The sequence below is a fragment of the Mycobacterium sp. E3198 genome (genome assembly GCF_001667015.1).
In the GTDB taxonomy this organism is placed as follows: Bacteria; Actinomycetota; Actinomycetes; order Mycobacteriales; family Mycobacteriaceae; genus Mycobacterium.
Genome location: NZ_LZIS01000124.1, coordinates 43,621 through 62,412, shown reverse-complemented (window position 1 = coordinate 62,412; position 18,792 = coordinate 43,621). Strand labels below are relative to the sequence as shown.

Annotated in this window: 18 protein-coding genes; 4 read left to right on the top strand and 14 right to left on the bottom strand. The window is 63.3% G+C overall.

Features of this window, described 5'->3' with window-relative positions; genetic code table 11:
- On the top strand, nt 1-2,093 hold a 2,093-nt coding region (locus A5673_RS14410; RefSeq protein ID WP_156748224.1), incomplete at its 5' end, for an alkaline phosphatase family protein.
- Between the two features lie 170 nt (nt 2,094-2,263).
- On the opposite strand, the gene A5673_RS14405 is transcribed toward A5673_RS14410, so the two are convergent.
- Nucleotides 2,264-3,493 carry a type II toxin-antitoxin system HipA family toxin gene (locus tag A5673_RS14405; protein WP_068233249.1) on the bottom strand — a complete coding sequence of 410 codons (1,230 nt, stop codon included), beginning with the start codon at nt 3,491-3,493 and terminating at the stop codon, nt 2,264-2,266.
- Nucleotides 3,490-5,139 (bottom strand): DUF262 domain-containing protein, encoded by a 1,650-nt coding sequence (locus A5673_RS28430; protein ID WP_082958735.1) that lies wholly within the window; start codon nt 5,137-5,139, stop codon nt 3,490-3,492. Before A5673_RS28430 ends, A5673_RS14405 begins: the two co-directional genes overlap by 4 nt.
- A gap of 811 nt (nt 5,140-5,950) precedes the next feature.
- Between A5673_RS28430 and A5673_RS29120 the strand changes: the two genes are divergently transcribed.
- From A5673_RS29120 to A5673_RS14390, 3 genes are all read left to right on the top strand, one after another.
- Entirely contained in the window at nt 5,951-6,526 is a 576-nt protein-coding gene (locus tag A5673_RS29120) for a hypothetical protein (RefSeq protein ID WP_156748222.1), read from the top strand.
- 504 nt (nt 6,527-7,030) lie between these two features.
- Nucleotides 7,031-7,963, top strand: a complete 933-nt coding sequence (locus tag A5673_RS14395) for a cutinase family protein (protein WP_156748220.1) — start codon at nt 7,031-7,033, stop codon at nt 7,961-7,963.
- 59 nt (nt 7,964-8,022) lie between these two features.
- Nucleotides 8,023-8,580 (top strand): M15 family metallopeptidase, encoded by a 558-nt coding sequence (locus A5673_RS14390; RefSeq protein ID WP_068233241.1) that lies wholly within the window; start codon nt 8,023-8,025, stop codon nt 8,578-8,580.
- A 77-nt stretch (nt 8,581-8,657) separates the two neighbouring features.
- Here A5673_RS14390 and A5673_RS14385 read toward each other — a convergent pair whose 3' ends face one another.
- From A5673_RS14385 to A5673_RS30620, 12 genes are all read right to left on the bottom strand, one after another.
- Nucleotides 8,658-9,428 carry an SDR family oxidoreductase gene (locus tag A5673_RS14385; RefSeq protein WP_068233237.1) on the bottom strand — a complete coding sequence of 257 codons (771 nt, stop codon included), beginning with the start codon at nt 9,426-9,428 and terminating at the stop codon, nt 8,658-8,660.
- Nucleotides 9,429-9,456: 28 nt separating this feature from the next.
- Nucleotides 9,457-9,885: a Rid family hydrolase gene (locus A5673_RS14380; protein WP_068233234.1), complete on the bottom strand. Its 429-nt coding sequence runs from the start codon at nt 9,883-9,885 to the stop codon at nt 9,457-9,459.
- Between the two features lie 349 nt (nt 9,886-10,234).
- A complete protein-coding gene (locus tag A5673_RS14375) occupies nt 10,235-11,704 on the bottom strand; it encodes an MFS transporter (protein WP_231971105.1) in 1,470 nt (489 codons plus the stop codon).
- 241 nt (nt 11,705-11,945) lie between these two features.
- Nucleotides 11,946-12,338 carry a RidA family protein gene (locus tag A5673_RS14370; RefSeq protein ID WP_068233226.1) on the bottom strand — a complete coding sequence of 131 codons (393 nt, stop codon included), beginning with the start codon at nt 12,336-12,338 and terminating at the stop codon, nt 11,946-11,948.
- Nucleotides 12,339-12,389: 51 nt separating this feature from the next.
- Complete coding sequence (locus tag A5673_RS14365) at nt 12,390-13,319, bottom strand: NADP-dependent oxidoreductase (RefSeq protein ID WP_231971104.1); 930 nt, start codon at nt 13,317-13,319, stop codon at nt 12,390-12,392.
- A gap of 31 nt (nt 13,320-13,350) precedes the next feature.
- Complete coding sequence (locus tag A5673_RS14360) at nt 13,351-13,785, bottom strand: cupin domain-containing protein (protein ID WP_068233218.1); 435 nt, start codon at nt 13,783-13,785, stop codon at nt 13,351-13,353.
- A 19-nt stretch (nt 13,786-13,804) separates the two neighbouring features.
- Complete coding sequence (locus A5673_RS14355) at nt 13,805-14,725, bottom strand: NADP-dependent oxidoreductase (RefSeq protein WP_068233214.1); 921 nt, start codon at nt 14,723-14,725, stop codon at nt 13,805-13,807.
- Nucleotides 14,725-14,961, bottom strand: coding sequence for a hypothetical protein (locus A5673_RS14350; protein WP_068233277.1), 237 nt, complete (start codon nt 14,959-14,961; stop codon nt 14,725-14,727). The genes A5673_RS14355 and A5673_RS14350 overlap by 1 nt, the downstream gene beginning before the upstream one ends.
- Before the next feature lie 195 nt (nt 14,962-15,156).
- Nucleotides 15,157-16,194: an alpha/beta hydrolase fold domain-containing protein gene (locus A5673_RS14345; RefSeq protein ID WP_082958737.1), complete on the bottom strand. Its 1,038-nt coding sequence runs from the start codon at nt 16,192-16,194 to the stop codon at nt 15,157-15,159.
- A 436-nt stretch (nt 16,195-16,630) separates the two neighbouring features.
- On the bottom strand, nt 16,631-16,987 hold the full coding sequence (locus A5673_RS14340) for a phosphoenolpyruvate carboxylase (RefSeq protein WP_231971102.1): 357 nt from the start codon (nt 16,985-16,987) through the stop codon (nt 16,631-16,633).
- 466 nt (nt 16,988-17,453) lie between these two features.
- The gene (usfY, locus tag A5673_RS14335; RefSeq protein ID WP_068233207.1) at nt 17,454-17,765 is read right to left on the bottom strand and encodes a protein UsfY; all 312 of its coding nucleotides are present in this window, start codon (nt 17,763-17,765) and stop codon (nt 17,454-17,456) included.
- 118 nt (nt 17,766-17,883) lie between these two features.
- Nucleotides 17,884-18,474 carry a hypothetical protein gene (locus A5673_RS30620; protein ID WP_369806485.1) on the bottom strand — a complete coding sequence of 197 codons (591 nt, stop codon included), beginning with the start codon at nt 18,472-18,474 and terminating at the stop codon, nt 17,884-17,886.
- Nucleotides 18,475-18,792: the final 318 nt, after the last annotated feature.

The window sequence follows — 18,792 nt, the reverse complement described above, 5'->3', positions numbered from 1 at the left end:
ACGGGCTCGCGGGCGTCGGCGGCGACGGCGGCAGCGGCGGCGCCCTCTTCAACCTCATCGGCATCGGGGCCGACGGCTCCAGTGTTAACGGCGCGGGTGGCCCCGGCGGAGCCGGCGCTGCCGCCGGCTGGGTCGGGTCCGGCGGCGCCGGTGGCGCCGGCGGCACTTCGGGAGCAACCGCCGGTCCGGTTGGCGGCGGCCAGGGCGGGTCCGGCGGCGGCGCCGGCTTCGTGGGCTCCGGCGGCGCCGGCGGGCCCGGCGGATTCGCCGCGGCGGGCCCAGGCGGCGACGGCGGCCATGGCGGAAATGGCGGGTCGCTGGTGGGCAACGGCGGTCCCGGCGGGGGCGGCGCGGACGCCGCCCCGACGCCGACTTCCAGCGGCGGCGGCGGCGGGAGCGGCGGCAGTTCCTTCCTGGTCGGCGTCGGCGGCAACGGCGGCAACGGCGGCAACGCCGCCGCCGGGCTCTTGGGCGGCCCCGGCACCGTGGGGGCCGGCGGAATGTTGCTCGGCCGCAACGGGATTCCCGGACTGCCGATGAGCCCGAACCTGCTCGTCAACCCCGGCTTCGAAACGGCCGACCCGTCCGGGTCGGGCTACAGCGGCGTGACCATTCCGGGCTGGACGGTGACCGGCACGCCGACCATCATCGCCTACGGCACCCCGCGCGGTTACCCGGGACCGTTCTCCATCCCGGACCTGCCGGGCTTGCTGGGCTTCCCCGGCACCGCGCCCCCGGGCGGCGGCAGCAATTTCGCCGGCGGCGGGCCCGTGGCCACGTCCACCATCAGCCAAGTCGTCAACCTCTCCGCTGCGGCCGGGAAGATCAACACCGGCACAACGCCATACACGCTGAGCGGACTGCTCGGCGGCTACCTGGGCGACCCCTCTTCGGCCTCACTGCAGGTCACCTTCCTCAACGCCAATGGCGCCGTCCTGGGCACCGGCTCGACCAGCTCGGTCACGTCGCTGGATCGCTTGGGAATCACCGGTTTCCAGGCACGCGATATCTCCGGGACAATCCCGGTCGGCACCACCAAGGCCGTGGTGACCGCGACCTTCGCCGACCACAACCCGGTCCTCGGCAACTACAACAACGCCTTCGCCGACAACGTGTCGTTCACCGTCGGCGATCCAAACCTCGCCCAGCCGACGCTCACCGTGCCGACGTCCAACGTCGGCCACCTCGATCACGTGTTCGTGATCTACATGGAGAACCACGGCGTCGGTGACATCCTCGGCAGCCCCAACGCGCCGTACATCAACGCCCTGATCAACAGCTACGGATACGCGAACAACTACTACGCGCTGGGCCACCCCAGCGACCCGAACTACTTCCGGATCCTGGGCGGAACGGATTACGGCATCGACGTCAACCCGCCGCCGAACGTCATCCCCGGAACCAACAACCTCATGGCAAAAATGGATACTGCGGGTGTCACCTGGGCCGGTTACGCGCAGAGCATGCCCTACGCCGGTGCCATCAACAACTCGGGCGACTATGCCGTCGACCAACTACCGTTTGCCATGTTCAACTACGTCTACGCCAACCCCGACCCGAACTACCTGTCGACGCACCTGATCCCGTTGGACAAATTGGGCCAAAATCTGAACAACCCGAACTTCCCGAACTTCACGTGGATCGCTGCCAACGAGGCCAACAACATGGAAGGCCCGGTCGACTTCCCCACCGGCGCTGCCCATTTCCTGGGCAGCCAGCTGACGACGCACCAGTACAACATCGCGGCCGGTGACCAGTTCGTCCAGCAACAGGTGTCCACCATTCAGGGTTCGACGACGTGGACCGACCCGACGCAAAAGGACGTCATCATCCTTACGTGGGACGAGGACTACAACAACCTCTCACTGGGCATCGGTAACCAGGGCAATAACGTGCCGATGATCGTCATCCCGAACCAGGGTGCTGTGACGCTGGGCGGGATGCAGTCCGGCCACTTCATCGCCACCGGTCACTACGACCAGTACAGCCTGATGGCCACGATCGAAGACGCGTTGAGTCCGTCGCCGGGGGCCCTGGGACCGCTCACCGCCAACGACATGTATGCCCAACCCATGAACGAATTCTGGAAGTAGCGGCGGTGCTTCAAGGTTTGGGCTCGGGCCCCAGGCTTACCGGTCGTTTGCGTTCGTGCTGCGGCGAATAATCGATGAGCGAAATCTGCCGATCCTTAGTCATGGTAGGCGGAGAAGCTGAACCGAATATTTAGCTCGGCCGGCATGGCTTGTGGCACAAACTAATTGAGCTAACCCGAGCCTGATCGGGATACCAGCCCCAGGATCACACCTGATTGCCATTGTTCAATCCAGCTGCCGATAAACGGAGGAAAGGTGGCTTTCGCATCCGGCCAGGCCGCCTGGAATCTCTCCACTGTCTCGTCAACCACGTCGAGCACGTCGGCTGCTTCGGCGCGCAGTCGCGACTGAAACTGCCGGAAAGCATCGCGGCCGATCCGCGCCATCACCTTCGTGCCTCCGAAGCTCAATCCGAAGTCATCAGGTTCATCGGGACTTGCATACGGCGCGGTTGACACCAAGTCGTATGCCGGGCTGAGTGAGGGAACCCGACCATCCAAATAGATCAAAGACCAGTTTTTCAGATGTGCATCGCCGTTACCGATCAGCAAGTTGAACGTAAGCCGGCGAACAAACTCGCGCAAACTCGATCGGTCGTAATTTCGGTACGTCAGTGCCCCCACCGTCTCAAAGCTTCCGGTGTACTTCGCGTTGTCATAAAACCCGCGCACTTGGGCAAAGTCTTCAATATGGATCCGCTCCCCGCCCAGCCCACGGTCGAAGCGGGCTATAGCAAATGCCACTTGCTCGGCACCCGGCCACGCGCGCGCCGGCAGCACCGGCAGGTCGTCACGGTGAACGAGCGCTACTTCGGGCACATCGATGCCAATAGATCGGGCGAGATTCATCGCAGCGAACTCGTTCGCAGGGACATCTGGATAGAGTGCGTCCGGCAATTTCACAATCCAATCACCGAGCTCACCCGAAGCGGGCAGCGCCAAGCGCTCGTTCTGCTTCAGCAGCGAGAACTTAAGCCCGACGCCTGCCAGCGAGAACTTCCACCTTGCACGGCCATGCCTCTCGACAGCCGTCTGTGACTGTGGTTGTCCGAGCAAGTCAGGATCGAACGCGGCATCCGATGCGACGACCTCCACAGCACCTGGAAGATCTCGGCCTATCCGCAGTAGAAGCTGTAGCTCACGGTCAGCCGATACTCCCTGGTCGCGCGCTATCCAATCACGAAGTGTCCCTTCCGGAAGCAAGTTTGAGAACCACGGTGGAAGCCGTAATGCGGCCTTGGGCGAACGGCGAGGGTCGTCCTCGAACCATAGCCCGAGAACGTTGCGGTTCGGGTTCTCCCAATAACCTGCATCAAAAACGAAACGAGCTACGTCTCCGCGCTGCAGAATTGAGCCGACTCGGTTCCCCTTGAGGAGAACAGCGTGTGAGGCCTCGATCACCCGAAATCACCATCTGCTCGATCGTCGTCAAAATCGAACTCCGAAAGTGGGGGCGTAATTTCGAATCCCACGCCAGTTCTGTCATCGAGGAACGTACGCAGATACTGCTCGAGGCTTTCGGTCCGGCGGCTAATGAACGATTCGTAATCACTTCTATTGATCGCATCGAGCATTTCTTGATCCAATAGCAAGCTCTCACGCGCCTTCTCTGAGTCCAGAGTCCCAAGAAAGACGTCCCGGTCCAGAACAGCGATTACCCGATTAGCGGCGCTACTTGCTTTTTCTCCTAGAAATCTGCGCGGCAAGATTTCGAGTGCAACTGCCGCCGGGGAACTCTCGCCGGTGAGATAAGGTGCGAGATCGCTGATGGTCAACGACTCATTGGTAAATGGGTTCACCGGGCCCTTTGCCCACAGTGCAGCAAGTACTACTCTCCCCGACGAATGATTGGTACGAAACTTGTTCAAGGTGGGCGTAGGCACCGGTTCGTCTGGATCTGTCGCGGCCAACAACCGCTGAACTGACCCGCTTTCATCGCCGACTTCAACCAGCCCGGCGAGCGTTCGGATGTCGCCGGTCGACCCGGTATAACCGAGCCGCGATGCCGCGGCGGTCGAACGCCAGAACCAGCGCCCAAGCAGTTCGAGGTTGCGTGCACTCGGCTGTTCGAATAGAGCAAAGAATCGCGTAAGAACCAGTGGATGAAAGCGGTACGGTACGAAGGTGAAGTGAGGAATCCCAGCCCGATCTTGCAAGAACCTGATTACACGCTCGAGGGCAGCTTCAGTCCGTTCATAAGCATCGGTCTTCGACTCCGCACCAAAGGCCGAACGGCTTGATCGCTCCGCGCTAAATTCTGTGTGCGCATCTCGGGTCACGTCCGGATGCCGCCGAACCAGTATTGCTTGATACACAATCTGTTCATCTAAACGACCGAAGTCTGTTGCTTGATCCAACCGATCTGCGATGGCGCCGGCTGTTAAGGGCACCCCGCCTGTTGAGCCGTGAATGGCGTCGAAGATCTCGGATCCTCGAAGTCGCTTTCCCGCGGAGTTTATACGATCGAAAACCACTCGGAGGACGCTCTCGTCTGCGTGCTCGATAACCGATGCTGGGACTTCTACGTCGCGGAGCAAAGCCGTTACGCGTTGAATTTCCGCGGCATGCTCCGCAGCGTCCTGGTTCTCTTGCAGCCATGCAAAGGCCCGGCTCAAGTCAAAAAGATTTGGCAACGGAATCCCTAGGCTACCTTTCAGATCTTTCGGGGAAACGAATTGTCGTGCGGCCAGCGAGTACACCACCCGGAACCGCTCGTCCTTGATGCCCGCAACGGGGTCGACTGCATTGACGAGACTGGTGATTCGCTGCTGCCCATCTACCACCCACAATGCGTCGGAGACCTCAGGAGCATCGATGCTAATGGCCCCGACCTTCAGCTGCGCAGCCGGCGCAGGACGTTTCCACAGCAACAGACTCCCGAACGGATAACCGCGGAGAATGCTGTCAAGCAATGCCAAGACATCGTCGGCTGTCCACCGGAACGAACGTTGAAATTCGGGAACGCGAATTCGGCCGTCGCGTACAAGGGTTACCAACTCCTGGATCTTGAGCTGATCATTCCGGGACCTGGTGGTCTGGTCGGACACTGACGCCTCCGCTGCTAACTGGACTCGCACTCGTTAGGAAAAGCTGAAGAGTTGCCGGTCTGTGTGACAATGCCTGGTCACGACCTTAGCCGCGAGATCCGACAGAGCTGATTATCGACACCCCATGCTCCCCTACGAGATTCGATCTTAGTGAAGGGTTCCTCAGGACTAGCTGAATTCGATCCATTCGCCGTTCGGGTTCACGCCGTGGGTGAGCCGGCGTGAAACACCTCGGTACAGTGTTGGCCTGAGCCGGTCGCCCACGACAGCGCCCGTCGGCCACGGGCACTGCTGGAAGACCCTGATAGGCCCCCCGTGTCAGGGCACCGCGACGACCCTTGATTTCGAATCTTCTCGTGGCGTTTCGAAGCGACGGGTGGGTTAAGCCGATGATGAACAGATAACGGGTTGCGGGTCGGGTCACAATGGAGAGATGCACGATCGGGATGATTCGCTCCGAAGGGGAATGCAGCGTGTCACATTTCGCTACATCGATGTTGTGGAGGGTCATTACTTCGGCCGGCTCTACCCAAGCCTTCGTCCTGAACCTTCTTCCCCCGCGGCGCAAGATGTCGAAGTCTGCGATCAAGCACTGGCTGACGACTGGTGCCCCGAACCTGTCCAGCTCGCGCACGCCGCCGCCCAACTGCACATGCGCTCCGCTCAAGACCACCTATTTGGCGCGGGCGTCATTCTTGGCTCGAATGCCGAGAGTTCACTCATAACGGTAGCCCGAGGCGCAACCGAGTCTGCGGCTAGAGCGGCGTGGCTGCTCCAGGCGGAAGACTGTCGACACCGGGTAGCTCGATGCATGACCGAACGGCTGGCAGGGCTTCACCGGGAGAAAATGTCCAGCATCCGCCTGGGTCGCGAGCTTGACACAGCTGACCGTGCGCGCGCAATCGAGGAGTCTGCTTTGCGGCACGGGTTTCCCGTGAACACCCGTCATGGCAAGAAGTTCGTGGGGACCGAACCGTACCCAGGGGCCACACGAGCGATTGAGCTGCTCTTTCAGCATCTCGGCGACGGCTGGGGATTCAGGGCATACACGGACATGTCGGCTGTTGCGCACAGCACATTGGTCGCATTTGCGCAGAAACAGTCATCACTAGTTGTTGAACGAGACTGGGCCACCGGCCACATCGGTGAAAAGGTGCCCGCGCCGCCTCTTGAAAGCTTCGTTGTCGTCGCGCTAATCGCGTTCGATTGTGCTTTCCGATCGTTCCTCGTCTTATACGGCTGGAACCCTCACCCCTGGGACATATTCGTACGTCAGTCGCACGCGGCGATACGCGAGCTCTTTGGTGCTCCATTGAGTCCGGTTGACATTGCGAGGGTGCAGAACTGGTGGTCCCGTGATTGGGTGACAGAAGCGTCACTGATTTGACTACGTTTCGCCCTGCCGGAGACAGGTGCAGCTCTTGGACTTGCGTCTGACGCTCACAGATCGGAAATCTACGCCCACCCGCGACACCGACAAGCGAGCGCCGATCACCACCAACGCGGCGTGATACCTCTGCTCGGTCGCCGTTAAGTCCATCGTCCATGGAGTGCTAAGGATCAGCCGAAACACCTCATCAGGCATCACCCGAAGACAAAACGTCACCATCACCTGAGCTAAAACACCACTGAAGTGAGGGCAGGCGGCTCGAATCCGCGACCGATGTCATCTACCCCAGTTGTCGGTTGCCGACGGATCAATTAATACTTAGTTCTGTTGTGCGCGAGTGGAATACACTCGCTATACCGCGGGAAGGACACGCCTAGCCCTGCCGGGTAGTGTGGAAAGTGCCGGTCACTGCGTAAGGCACCGTGGTGATGCCCTGAACACGTTGGTTGCGATCAGCTCAACGAGTTTGAGATCCGCGGAAGGCCAAGCGCAGGGCCACTTTTGAGCGTTTTGGTTGATAGTTCGGTACAAGACAAGTGGAGGTGCATGATGCCACACATAGTGATGACCGTATCGGGGACCGGTGTCGACATGTGGAACACCGCCCCACCGCAACCCGCCGGCGTAGGCGCCGCACTGGCGGCCGCGTTTCCGGACCTGTTCTACTGGCAGCCGGTCGGCAACTATCCGGCCAGCGTGTTCCCCATGGGCCCAAGCGTGGACGCCGGTGTCGCCGAGCTGAATAGGCTTTGCACGCAAATCAATCCGCCCGGTGGCGCGCCGTCCTATCCGGACAATTCCATCATCCTGCTCGGCTACTCACAGGGTGCCATCGTCGTGTGTCAATTCCTGCATACGATAGCGTGGCTGAATCCGCAGATCGCGAACCGCATTGTCGCGGTCGGTGTTTGGGGAAATCCGCTCCGGTTGCCCGGATTCGCGTCGGGCAACCAGTTCGCCGGATGGCCGATGCCGGCCAACGTCGACGGCGTTGTCACCGGCGGCGTTGCGGGCCCGGCCTGCATGATGCCGGCGGACGTCGCACCCCACCTCCTCACGCCGGTCAGGCACTTCTGGGGCGACTTCGTCAACACCATCGGAGTCGGAAACGACATCTACGCGGACGCCCCCATCGGCCCCAACCCTTGGACAGCCGAGGCCGGCCCGGGCGTCATCGAGACGCAAATCTACAACATCGTCCAAAATGCAAACAGCCCAAATATTTTCGCGATCCTCCGTGACGCGTTGAGGCTGGTGAACCCGACCACATCGGTTGAGGAGATCATCTCCATCACCGAAGCGATCTACAACGGCGGAATGTTCTTGGCGGCCGGCCCCAACGCGTCGCACTACACCTACGACACCGCACCGATCTACAACTTCATCGCCTTGGCGGGCCAGGAAACGCGGCCGTTTTCCACCAGCCAGGTGTGACGAGACATTCCCCGCGACGTTCCGTCGGTAGAGTGTGGGAAACAGCCAGGAGAGGGAGCATGCGATCAGTTGCGTTGGCCGCCGCCATCGCCACGGCCGTCGGCTTCCTCGCGCCTTCTCCTCCACCGGCGCAGCCCACCAGGCTTGCCGATCACAGCGTCCCATTGGCCCCTCCCGCCGACCCCGGCGACGGTTCCCTGCCGAACGGGGGCCAGCTCACGCCTTTCGACACCCAATACTCGGCAATCGCGCGCCTCGACCCGGCGTTGTTGAAAGCGATTCAGGGTGCCGCGACTGCGGCCGCCGCGGACGGCGTAACCATGACCATCACCTCGGGCTGGCGGTCGCCGGAGTTTCAGCAGCGGCTGCTGGACAACGCCGTGCGGACCTACGGCAGCCTCGCCGCGGCGCGGCAATACGTGCAGACACCGGAAATGTCCAAACACGTCACCGGCGAGGCCGTCGACGTCGGCGGTGCCGGCGCCGACCAATGGCTCATCGCCAACGGGTCCCGCTTCGGGCTGTGCCGGATCTACGCCAACGAGTTGTGGCACTTCGAACTGGCGACGGACGCTGCGGGCAACTGCCCGGCGCTCCTTCCCAACGCGGCCGGGTGACCGGGGCGGGCATTGCGCGGCGCGGTAGTCCCCCTGGCGCCGGCCGGCGAAACGGCGGTCGAGTGGGATTGAGCCACTCAACCGTTAGCGCGCGTACGGTCGCCGGCGCGTGCCTCGATCCAGTCGGAGTATCGAGTGGTAAAGATGGTGGCGTTCTCGTCGGGTGCGAGGGTGCGATCGTCGATCACCGCACCGAAGTACGGCGCCCGGGCGTCGGTCACGACCCGACGGTGATCACCATTGGCGGCAAGGCCTGCGCGGACAAAGTCGTCCATGCCCATTTCTTCGGGTCCGGCGATCTCCATCACCCCGTTGATCGGGCGCCCGTTGGCCACGCCGGCCACGGCGGTCGCGACATCGTCCGCGGCGATGGGACGGAACAACGCGTGCGGCAACTTGACGATGTCTCCGTCGGTCGCGGAATCGGCCAAGCCAAGCGCGAATTCGTAGAATGGGGTTGCTCGCACGATCGAATAAGGCCGGCCCGAATCCTTGATGAGGTTTTCCTGAGCTGCCTTCGCGGTGTTGTAGCCGCTATCCGGCATGATCTGCGCGCCCACCACGGACAACGCCACATGGTGATTGACTCCCGCTTCATGTTCGGCTGCGAGAAGATTCGCGGTCGTGGTCGTGAAGAAGTGCATCACAGGTTCGTCCTCGAACAATGGTGAATCGGCGACGTCGACCAGGACATCCGCGCCGGCGACGGCGGTGGCCAGACCTTCACCGGTGAGTGAATCGACTCCTGATCGGCGTGAGGCGATGATCACGTCGTGTCCCTGCGCGCCGAGTCTGATCGCTACTTTCGAGCCGATAAGCCCGCGACCGCCAATGACCACAATCTTCATGACGAACCTCTCAGTGTTGTACCGATGCCTACTTGCTGCCGGATCCGACAATGGCGACAACCTCGATCTCGACGTGCTGCTGCGGCAGCGCAAGCGCCTTGACGCCCACCGCGGTCCACAGCGGAAGACGTTCGCCGCATCGCTTGCGGAACTGGTCGACCATCACCGACATGTGTTGATCGCCAATGGAATCGTCGGAGTTCGGGACGTGGTAGGAGTGGATGTTCACGACGTCGCGCCAGGTGGCGCCCGCCTCAGCGAGAGTCTTTTCGACGTTGTCACACGCCTTGACGATCTCGTCCTCCAAGGATTCGACTGACAACGTGAAATCTGCGTCCCAGCCGCCTTGGCCGGAGATCTCGATGCGCTCGCCGATGCGCAAAGCCTGGCTGTAATAGTAACGGCTACGGGCAATCTCGCCGTATCCGGGGGTGTCGAAGAATTCGGGCACAGACATGTGGGCGTGTCCTCTCGTCGTTGTTTGTCGAAGCCGTGGTTGCCGCGATCGATGCACTGCCGGCGGAAGGGCATTCGCCGACGGCGCCCTGCCAGCTGGCCGACAGTCCCACGCGGCCCTGTTCATACTGAGAATGCATCCGGGCGGGGTGAGCTGTCATCACCCCAACCATCTATCCACCCGGGTGAGTAAGGCGCCGCCGTGGGCGCCAATCTCCGGTTTTCGTATGTCACGCTGCGACACCGAGATCTCGCGTCTGACTGGCGAAATCGACGACCCGTGCATCACGCACGCACAGGCGACGGCACACACAGAGATGGTCATGGTGTTCCCTTCAGCCGGTGAACGATTACAGCGGAGGGCTTGGTTCTGTCGCGGCCGAGGGACTGCTGGCCAGGGCGGGTTGCACGCCGGGCCGGTCGCGGCATAGCGCCGCGATGTCGCAGGGCACGGGTTGGCTCCCGGCGGCCGGGTTGGTTATCAACAGCGCGGCGCACAACGCACCCAGGACGAATAGTGCGGCGCTCACCTCTAACACGTGGGCGAATCCGGTGGCGCTCGCGGCGCCGACGCTGATCAGGCCGATGGACCCGATCGACATCAGCGCGGCCAGCCGCGAAACGGCGTTGTTGACCGCCGACGCCAGGCCGCTGTGTTCGGTCGGCACCGAGGCGAGCGTTACCGATGTCAGCGGTGTGATCGTCGCGACCAGTCCGATGGCCAGCACGGTCATGCCGGGGACGAGGTCCGTGATTGCATGGAATCCATGGGGTTTCGGGCGGATCAGCAGCATCCCGGTCCCCGCCAAGGCGGGTCCGGCGATCAGGAACGCGCGCGGCCCCACGCGTGCAGCGATGCGGCCGACGTGACGTGCGAACAGGAACGACAGCGCCGGGATCGGCAGGGTGGCGAGTCCTGCCGCGGTGGCTGAGTAGCCGCCGATTTCTTGGGTGTAGAGGGCGGTTCCCAGCGATCCCAGCGTCAACGCGCCGTAGACGAATGCGGTGACGAGGTTGGCGGCAGCGAAGTTGCGAAAACTGAACAATGGCAACGGCAGCATCGGGCACCTGCTGCGGTGTTGCCAGCTCACGAAGCCGGCCAGTGCTGCAATGCCTATCACCGCCGGAGTGATGACAAGTGGATCAGTCAAGCCGTCGCGTTGCGATTCGATCAGCGCGTACACGGTCGCGGCCAACCCGAACGCCGACAGGCCCACCCCGGCGGTATCGACACGGGCGCCCTCGACCCGCCCTGACATCGGGCACAGCCAGAACGTCAGCGCGAACCCGACTGCCATGGGAATCGCTGACAACACGAAGATCCAACGCCAGCCCAGGAAATCGACGGACAGCCCACCCAGTAGGGGCCCCAAGGCAAAGGCGGTTCCCGTCCACCCCGTCCAGACGCCGATCGCCGCGGACTGATGTGCTTTGTCGAACACCGTGTTGATCAGCGCCAGTGACCCCGGCACCAGGAACGCCGCACCCAGGCCCTGGGTGAGGCGCGCAACGATCAGCATGGCCGGTGAGGTGGCAACCGCCGCCAGGACTGAGCCCGCCCCGAAAGCCAACAGCCCGAACCGCATAACGTGAACGCGTCCGAACAGATCCGAGATGGACCCGCCGGGGAGAATCGCGGCCGCCATCGCCAGCAGGTAGCCGTCGATGATCCATTGCTGTAGCGCCAGGCCGCCGCCGAGGTCACGCTCGATGGCCGGTAACGCCAGATTGATCACGGTGGAGTCGAGAAACGCGACCATTGACACCATCACCGCCACCACCATCGCGCGGCTGGTCGGTGTCGCGTTGCGTAACGTCACTACCCGCGCCGTTCGCCGCGTGGCGACGCCTGTATGCGAAACTCATTGGGATTTACCACCGGTCGAAGTGCAGCACGTCGTCGAGCGGAATCCGTTTGGTACGGCCGAAGCTCGTGCCGGTGTAGTAGGCGGTCGGGATGGTCGTGGCGCGATAGAGGTCTGGTCAAATCGAGGCGTTTGCGCACCGAGCGGGTCGTGGTCACCAGTGCGTCGATGGACAAGTTGACGATGGGGTAATCGCTCATGCGGACACGAAGGCGGTGACTTCGACTTCCACGCGAATGTTGGGCCACACCAGTCCGTCGATGATGCTGAACATGGCGGCGGGTTCGTGCCGGATGATCTCCTTGCTCACCGCCAGGTAGGCGGAAGCATTGTCGCGGCTGGTGACCCACTGGCGCATGTAGACAATGTCGGTGAGCGTGGCGCCGGCCTCGCCGAGCGCCCTTTCGACGTTGGCCCAGCACTGCCTGGCTTCGTCGGCGAAGTCCTCGGGCAAGGTGCCGTCTTCGCGCAGACCGGGCGTGCCGGAGACGAAAATCTGTGTGCCGCCCCCACCGGATACCGCAATGGCGTCGGCATATTTGCCGATGTGAGCGGCCACTCCGGTGTAGATCGGGGTAATCGTGGTCATCTCGAGACTCCTGGGTGGATGGGAGGTTTGACGGTGTGGATCGGGACTTCGTCAGCTGTCTCTTGTGATGACCACTCCCCTGGGCTCATGACCCGCCACAACATGAGCGAGGGAGACGGCGGCCTGATCCAGGCCGCAGGACCGCGGGGTCGGCATACTCAATCGCCGGGAGGCGAGTAGCGCGGTGAGGCGGTCGAGTTGAGCTCCGTCAGAACGGACGTAAACCGCGGTCACCTCGATCCCGCGGGTGGATGCGGGCGGGTCGGGGGTGATGGTGGCCAGCCGGCCGCCGTCGGCAAGCGCTGTCATCGCCTCAGCAGCACCGCCGGGGACCGCATTTGCGACGACGCCGACGGAGCCCTTCGCCAACGCCCTTGCGTGTTGTGGCCACAGCGGATCGTCGTAGTCGATTACTTCGCGGGCGCCGTACCCGCGGACCCGGTCGGCGCTGCGTGGGCTTGCGGTGGCGAGCACCTCGACCGCGCGCAGCGCGGCCAGCTGGACAATGAGCCCGCCGGTGATTCCACCCGCGCCATGAACAAGCAACGTTTCGCCACCGCGGAGGGCCAATGCCTCGCCGACCACCTGCTCGGCGGTCAACGCCGGCACCGGAAAGATCGCTGCGATCTCCCATGGAACCTCGAGCGGTTTGTGGGCGAGCGATCTGACGGGTGCGATCACAAGCGGCGCCCACGTGCCCTGGTCGCGTAGCGGGACAGGGTGGCACAACACCTGATCGTCCACACTGAATCCGCTCGCGTGGCTACCGACGGCTTGGATGACCCCGGCACCCTCGACCCCGAGCGCCAGCGGCGGCCTGGCGCCGACGTCCCATCCGCCGTAACGAACGATGTTGTCCCAGTTACCGATCCCGGCGGCACGAATGTCGATGAGGACCTCGTCGGCCTCCAACGGGCGCGGGTCGTCCACTTCGAGCGTCTCCACTTTGCCGCCGAAGCTGCGGACCCCCGCTACACGCATGGGCACTGGGTTACCGACCGACCTGACATGCTCATTCTTGCGCGTTGTCGTCCGTTGTGAGCGGCCCATCTCCGGTGTCCACCAGGAAAACTGCGAGTAATTCGGCGGGTTCGGTGTCGCTCGCATTTTCACTGATCGTGTGGTGTGCACCGGGAACTTCGCGCCACGTCTCACCGGTGTGATAGACGCGAGCAGGCTCACCCTCGACTTGGCTGCGGATCGCTCCGGAGATCACGTAGGCCATGATGAACGCCGATTTCGCGTGGTGGTGAGCCCCGCTTCTGGCCCCAGGCGGGTAGCTTACGGTCACTGCCGCGAGTGATTTGCCCGGCACATTGGTAGGTTGATTGAAAACCGTTTGGACAACCGGTTTTTGATCCGAACCGCCTGGCGTCGGCTCGGCGCGGGCCGCGGGTGCGAGGAGCACCGCAACCGCGAGCGTCGCGAGTGACAATTTCAGGGCCATGTTCGATCGCCTTCTGTTTTCAGTCTTCGGCTACGCGCAGAATCGTCTTGCCAGGGACACGCTTGCCGGGGGCGAATGCCGCGGCAGCTTCGGAAAGTGGGAGGACTGCACCCACCACCGGCTTGAGGCGTCCATCCCGGACTCGCGCGGCGAGGTCGGTGAGCTGGGCGCGATCGGCCTCAACGAGGAAGAAGATTGCCCGCCCATCGTGCGGCTGCGTCTTTGGCGGCTCGGCGACGGTGACAAGCGTTCCACCGGCCCGCACCAGAGCGGCCGATCGGGCCAGGATCTCTCCACCGATCACGTCGAACACTACGTCGACTTCGCCTGCGTCTTCGAGCTTTTCGGTCTCCAGGTCGAGAAAGGCGTGGACGCCGAGCTCCCCCGCCCGGTCTCGGTCCGCGGTCCGGCCCGTGCCGATGACACGCGCACCGACCTCGCTAGCGAGCTGCACCGCGATCGAACCCACTCCACCAGCGGCTCCATGGATCAGAACCGTTTGGCCGGCCTGGAGGCGGCCGTGGTCGAACAGGCCCTGCCAGGCAGCCAATCCAGAGATCGGCAGCGCGGCGGCGACAGTGTGGTCGATGTCCATCGGCAACGGTGCGAGATTGCGCGCCTCCACAGCGGTGTATTCCGCGAGCGAGCCGTTGCGGGCCCAGTCGGCGAGCCCGAACACCCGCTGACCGATGCTCAAAAGGGTGGTGCCGTAGCCCAACTCAACCACGACGCCCGACAGCTCGTGGCCGGGCACGCTCGGCGTCCGGTCATGACCCGCTCGGTCGATCCAGGTGTGCGGCCAGTCAAGCTCCCCGGGTGTGAAACCCGCGGCGTGCACCCGCACAACGACGTCGTTGTCGGCCGCCTGGGGGTAGGGCAGGTCTGCCAGCGACAGCCCAGCGACCCCGGCGTCACGATCGGAAACGGTGATGGCTTGCATTACAGGTCCTTCCTGATGCGGTTTTTAGTTGTCGGGCCAGCCGCGGGCTGCGGTTGCACGCTGACGAGCTCGAGGCCGAGATCACGAACCCGGTCGAGAAGCCCATAAAGCTGTGACTGGTCGCGAATTTCACCGGTGAACACGCTTTCGTTCGCACCGGCCTCGAGGCGCATCCCTTCTAATGCGGACCCGAGCCGCTCGGTCAGGCGGCCGCGAATGCAGATCCGGTACATCATCGACTGCACTACAGCCTCCGCTCGCCAGCTTCTGAATCAGGGTTCACCGACGGCGGGTGAGTCGTCATCACCCGGCAAGCTAGTTCACCCGGGTGAGTGCCAAGGGCGTCACTGGGCGGGTTGGCGGGCATCATGGGCTTGCCACCGCAAGTTAGAACGCCCCGACCCATCTTCGTTGACCTCAGGATCACTCGGTTAGCCTGTCGCTTCGCGGATATAGCGCCCGATTTGGCGCAGTGACCGGGTGGCTTCGGGGATCATCGGCGCGCCGAGCTGGAACACGTGGATTTGGCCCGGCCATACCTTCACCTCGACCGGCACGCCGGCGCTGGCCAGTCGTTGGGCCGCGAGCTTCGCGTCGTGAAGCAGCACCTCGCAACCTGACACGTGGATCAACGTGGGTGGCAGGCCGGGCTTTATGTGATCGAGCGGCTCGTAAAGCGCGTCGGGATGCCCGTTGGCTTTGCGGTGTGCCGCGGCGCGGGTGATCAAGCCGTGAAAGGCGTCGAACGCTCTGGGCGGAAACATCGCATCGGAGCCGATGCTGGGATCGGCCGTTTCGGATTGTCTGGCCAGCTGCAGCAGCGGCGACATGGCCACCAGCGCGGCCGGCTCCTCACCCCACTCGAGGAGCCGTTGGGCCAACGCTAACGCCAGATAGCCGCCGGCGGAATCGCCGGCCAACACGATCTGCTCAGGCTCATAGCCTTTTCGGCGCAACCACAAATAGCCGTCGTAACAGTCGTCGATCGCATCGCTGATCGAATGTTTGGGAATCTTGCGGTAGTTGGGAACCAGTACGGGGCTGTCGGCGAAATTGGACAGCATGCTCACCAGTCGACCGTGCGAGTAGGCGCCGCAGGTCAGGAACGCTCCGCCGTGGAGATACAGCACAGCCCTGCGGGTGCCGTCGGCCGGTCGAACTCCGGCGGCACGGACGAGGTGCGCGGTGCAATGCGTCAGTCCGATAACTGCGCGGACGGTGCCTGGTGCCGGTGTGACGGCCCGGGCTGCATACTCGACGGCGCCCCATGGCCACGGCGCCGAGGGCAGGTGGCTCCCCACGCTCAACGCGGGCCGGATCATCAGCCGTGCGCTCAGCCAGGCGATGCGCGCGGCGATGCTCGGACCGTCCTGGATGACGTCAACGACGGCGGCGGCGCGGACCGGGTACCGTCGAACTTTTCGTGCCCCGCGCGCTTTCGGACCGGGGCACAATGAACCACGTGACACGAAGGCCTGGCTCGCCGTCCGCCGGCCCACCCGTTCGCGTTGCTCACGCAGTGGAACTGGCGCTGAGACAGGTCGCAGGCTCATCGCGCCGGTTCCGGGTTGAGGGCCGGCGCACATGCGCCGCATAAGCGCGCGCGCTGCCGTTCAACGAATCGTGGTGAGTCACTCGCTTTTTGGCCAGCGCCTCCACATGACGGACACCGATGTTCGGTGGCGGCCGCCTGCTGATCACGGCGTTCCCAGACGGCCGCTCGTCCCCGCGCCACCGTCCTGCGGCGCCGGTGGTCGGCATGTGCGATCAACCCCGCTGCGGCCAAGGATCCCGCGCAAACGGTGACGGAGACGCCGAAATCGGCTAGCCGGCCGTAAATCAACCTGAGGGTCGCGTAATCCCCCGAAACCACAGCCAGAAACAGGGCGGCGATGCGTAGGCTGCTCACGAGGCCGGCCCCCCGTGCCCGATCGGGCGCACACCGAAGACGCTGCGCAGATATCCAGTGGGACGCCCGCACGTCGCACACACCGGGTGGGTGCCACATCGGGACGCGATCTCGCGTTTGTCGCCGACGTAGGTCGCCATCGCCCACTGGACGACATCCAGGCAGGTTTGGCACAGCGTCTCGACGAGGTCACCGTCGGGTGTTAGCCCCATCTGGTCACATCCGTCGACGGCGTGTATCTCGGCTACCGCCACCGCCGGCGCACCGCACGTAATGCCGGTCGACAACGCCTGGGCACTACAGACCGGCTGCAGCGCGTGAAGTTGATCCTCGATCGTCGGGACGGTGTCCAAAGCGACATCTCCTTTTCGATGCGCCCGACGCCTCGCAGAGGCGGCGGCGTCCCGGATTCGATGCAAAAGCTTTGGTGTTCGCGCGGCGGCCGAGCCGTATTCTGCGGACGATCGCTGAGATTGGCGAGGCTCCATCTGGTTTTCTCCCATTTGTGGCGATGGTGTTCACAGCCTGGCCGTGCACCGTTATCGCGAGCGGCCGCTGCCTAATGCGCCCCGAATGCAGATCCGATATGCGGCCGGTCCATCGGTCCGGTAGTCGTCATGTACTAAGCCAGCATTCACAGATGTGGGATGAAGGGTCATCACCCGGCGAACTGATTCACCCGGGCGATTTGGCGACTATTGCTTGTATCGCACGCAGCGAGGCAACCCGCGACAAATTTCGGCACCGACCGAAATGCGAAATATGTTGCGGTTAGGACGCGGTGAACGTCACGGCCAATGGGGTGCGCGGCTCATGTGATCAGCGAGCGCGCGGGCGCGTCCGACCGCCTGGGTGCTCAGCGTCCCATTGGGCATCGATGCGCCTCACCCGGCGCAACTCAATCGCGATCCACAGGGCTCCGGCGACGGCGCCGAGAACAGCAATGAGCATCGAGGTGGAAAGCCATTCGTAATGCCGGTACGCGGCTTCTGCCGCCGTGCTGATCAGACCAAACGTCGCTACGGTCAGCAGAATCAAGCCTGGCCAGAAAAAATTATCCTTTACCGCGATGCCCGCGTGCGGTTGCGTGGTACGAGAGTGATCCGTCGGATCGTGATGCGTGTCTCCCATTACCGCTCCCTCCGTCCTCCTGCGACATGTCAAAGACTTATTCATTGCGTGAGCCCGCGAAATGCGGAAACTCAACGTGGGCCACCGGCGTACACCCGTCAGCGCCGGCCTGTGTAGGTCAGGTCGAGTCGGCCCCGGCGCAGATGAGTAACTCAGGTGCCGTGATGGCCCCGATCGTCGTCACGAGCCACACCACAACCGTTGTGGCCACCCAGGATGGCGTGCCATCAATAGAGAGTCCGTGATTCGATATCGACGCGAGGACCAACGCGACGACCGTCAATGCCAAGCCGGTGCCCCCAAGGAGCAGCGACGCGTACTCACGAGGCAACTTCAACATCGTCAAGGACAGGATGGCCTGCATAACGGCGAACGCCAGCACGCCGACGATGAACCCCGGTACCGACAACCACACTCCGGGAACGATCCACGCCGCAACCACTAGTCCAATCCCCCACGATGCCAGGAACACGATTGCCCATCCCACGATTTGTCTCATGGCGATGTGTAGGCCGCCGACCCAGGCCCACCTCCACCCGCGTTGGGCGCCGACCGTGTTTCGGATTATGTATCGCGAGTCATTGAGGTCGATGCGCGGAGTCCAACTCGCGTGGGCAATTGAGCAATCCCCGGTCAGAGGTTGACGATGCGGCAACTGGCGGGCCGACTCCGTGCGGCGGCGACGAAAGCGTTTGTTGAAGATCGTCATTGGCGCTCCGGTCATTGCTTGATCAAAGTTCGCTAGATACATGGCGCTGCCACCGCGATCGATGAGGTGGAGCCGGCTTGGCGTCCGATGCCGGCTTGCCGCCGGCCACTGCGTAGTGCTTACCGCCGCACTCTGCGCCCATAACTCAGTCACCTTCCCGGGTCGAGCCCGTCGGCAGTCAAGCCTGACGGGCTGCCGGGTGAGCTGTCTTCACCCACCAGCGTCAATCACCCGGGTGAGGACACCAGCCCGTAGCCGGATCGCACAGTCCGGGCCCAATGCAGCCCGCGGTTGCCGTCCTCGATCTAGACGATGTTT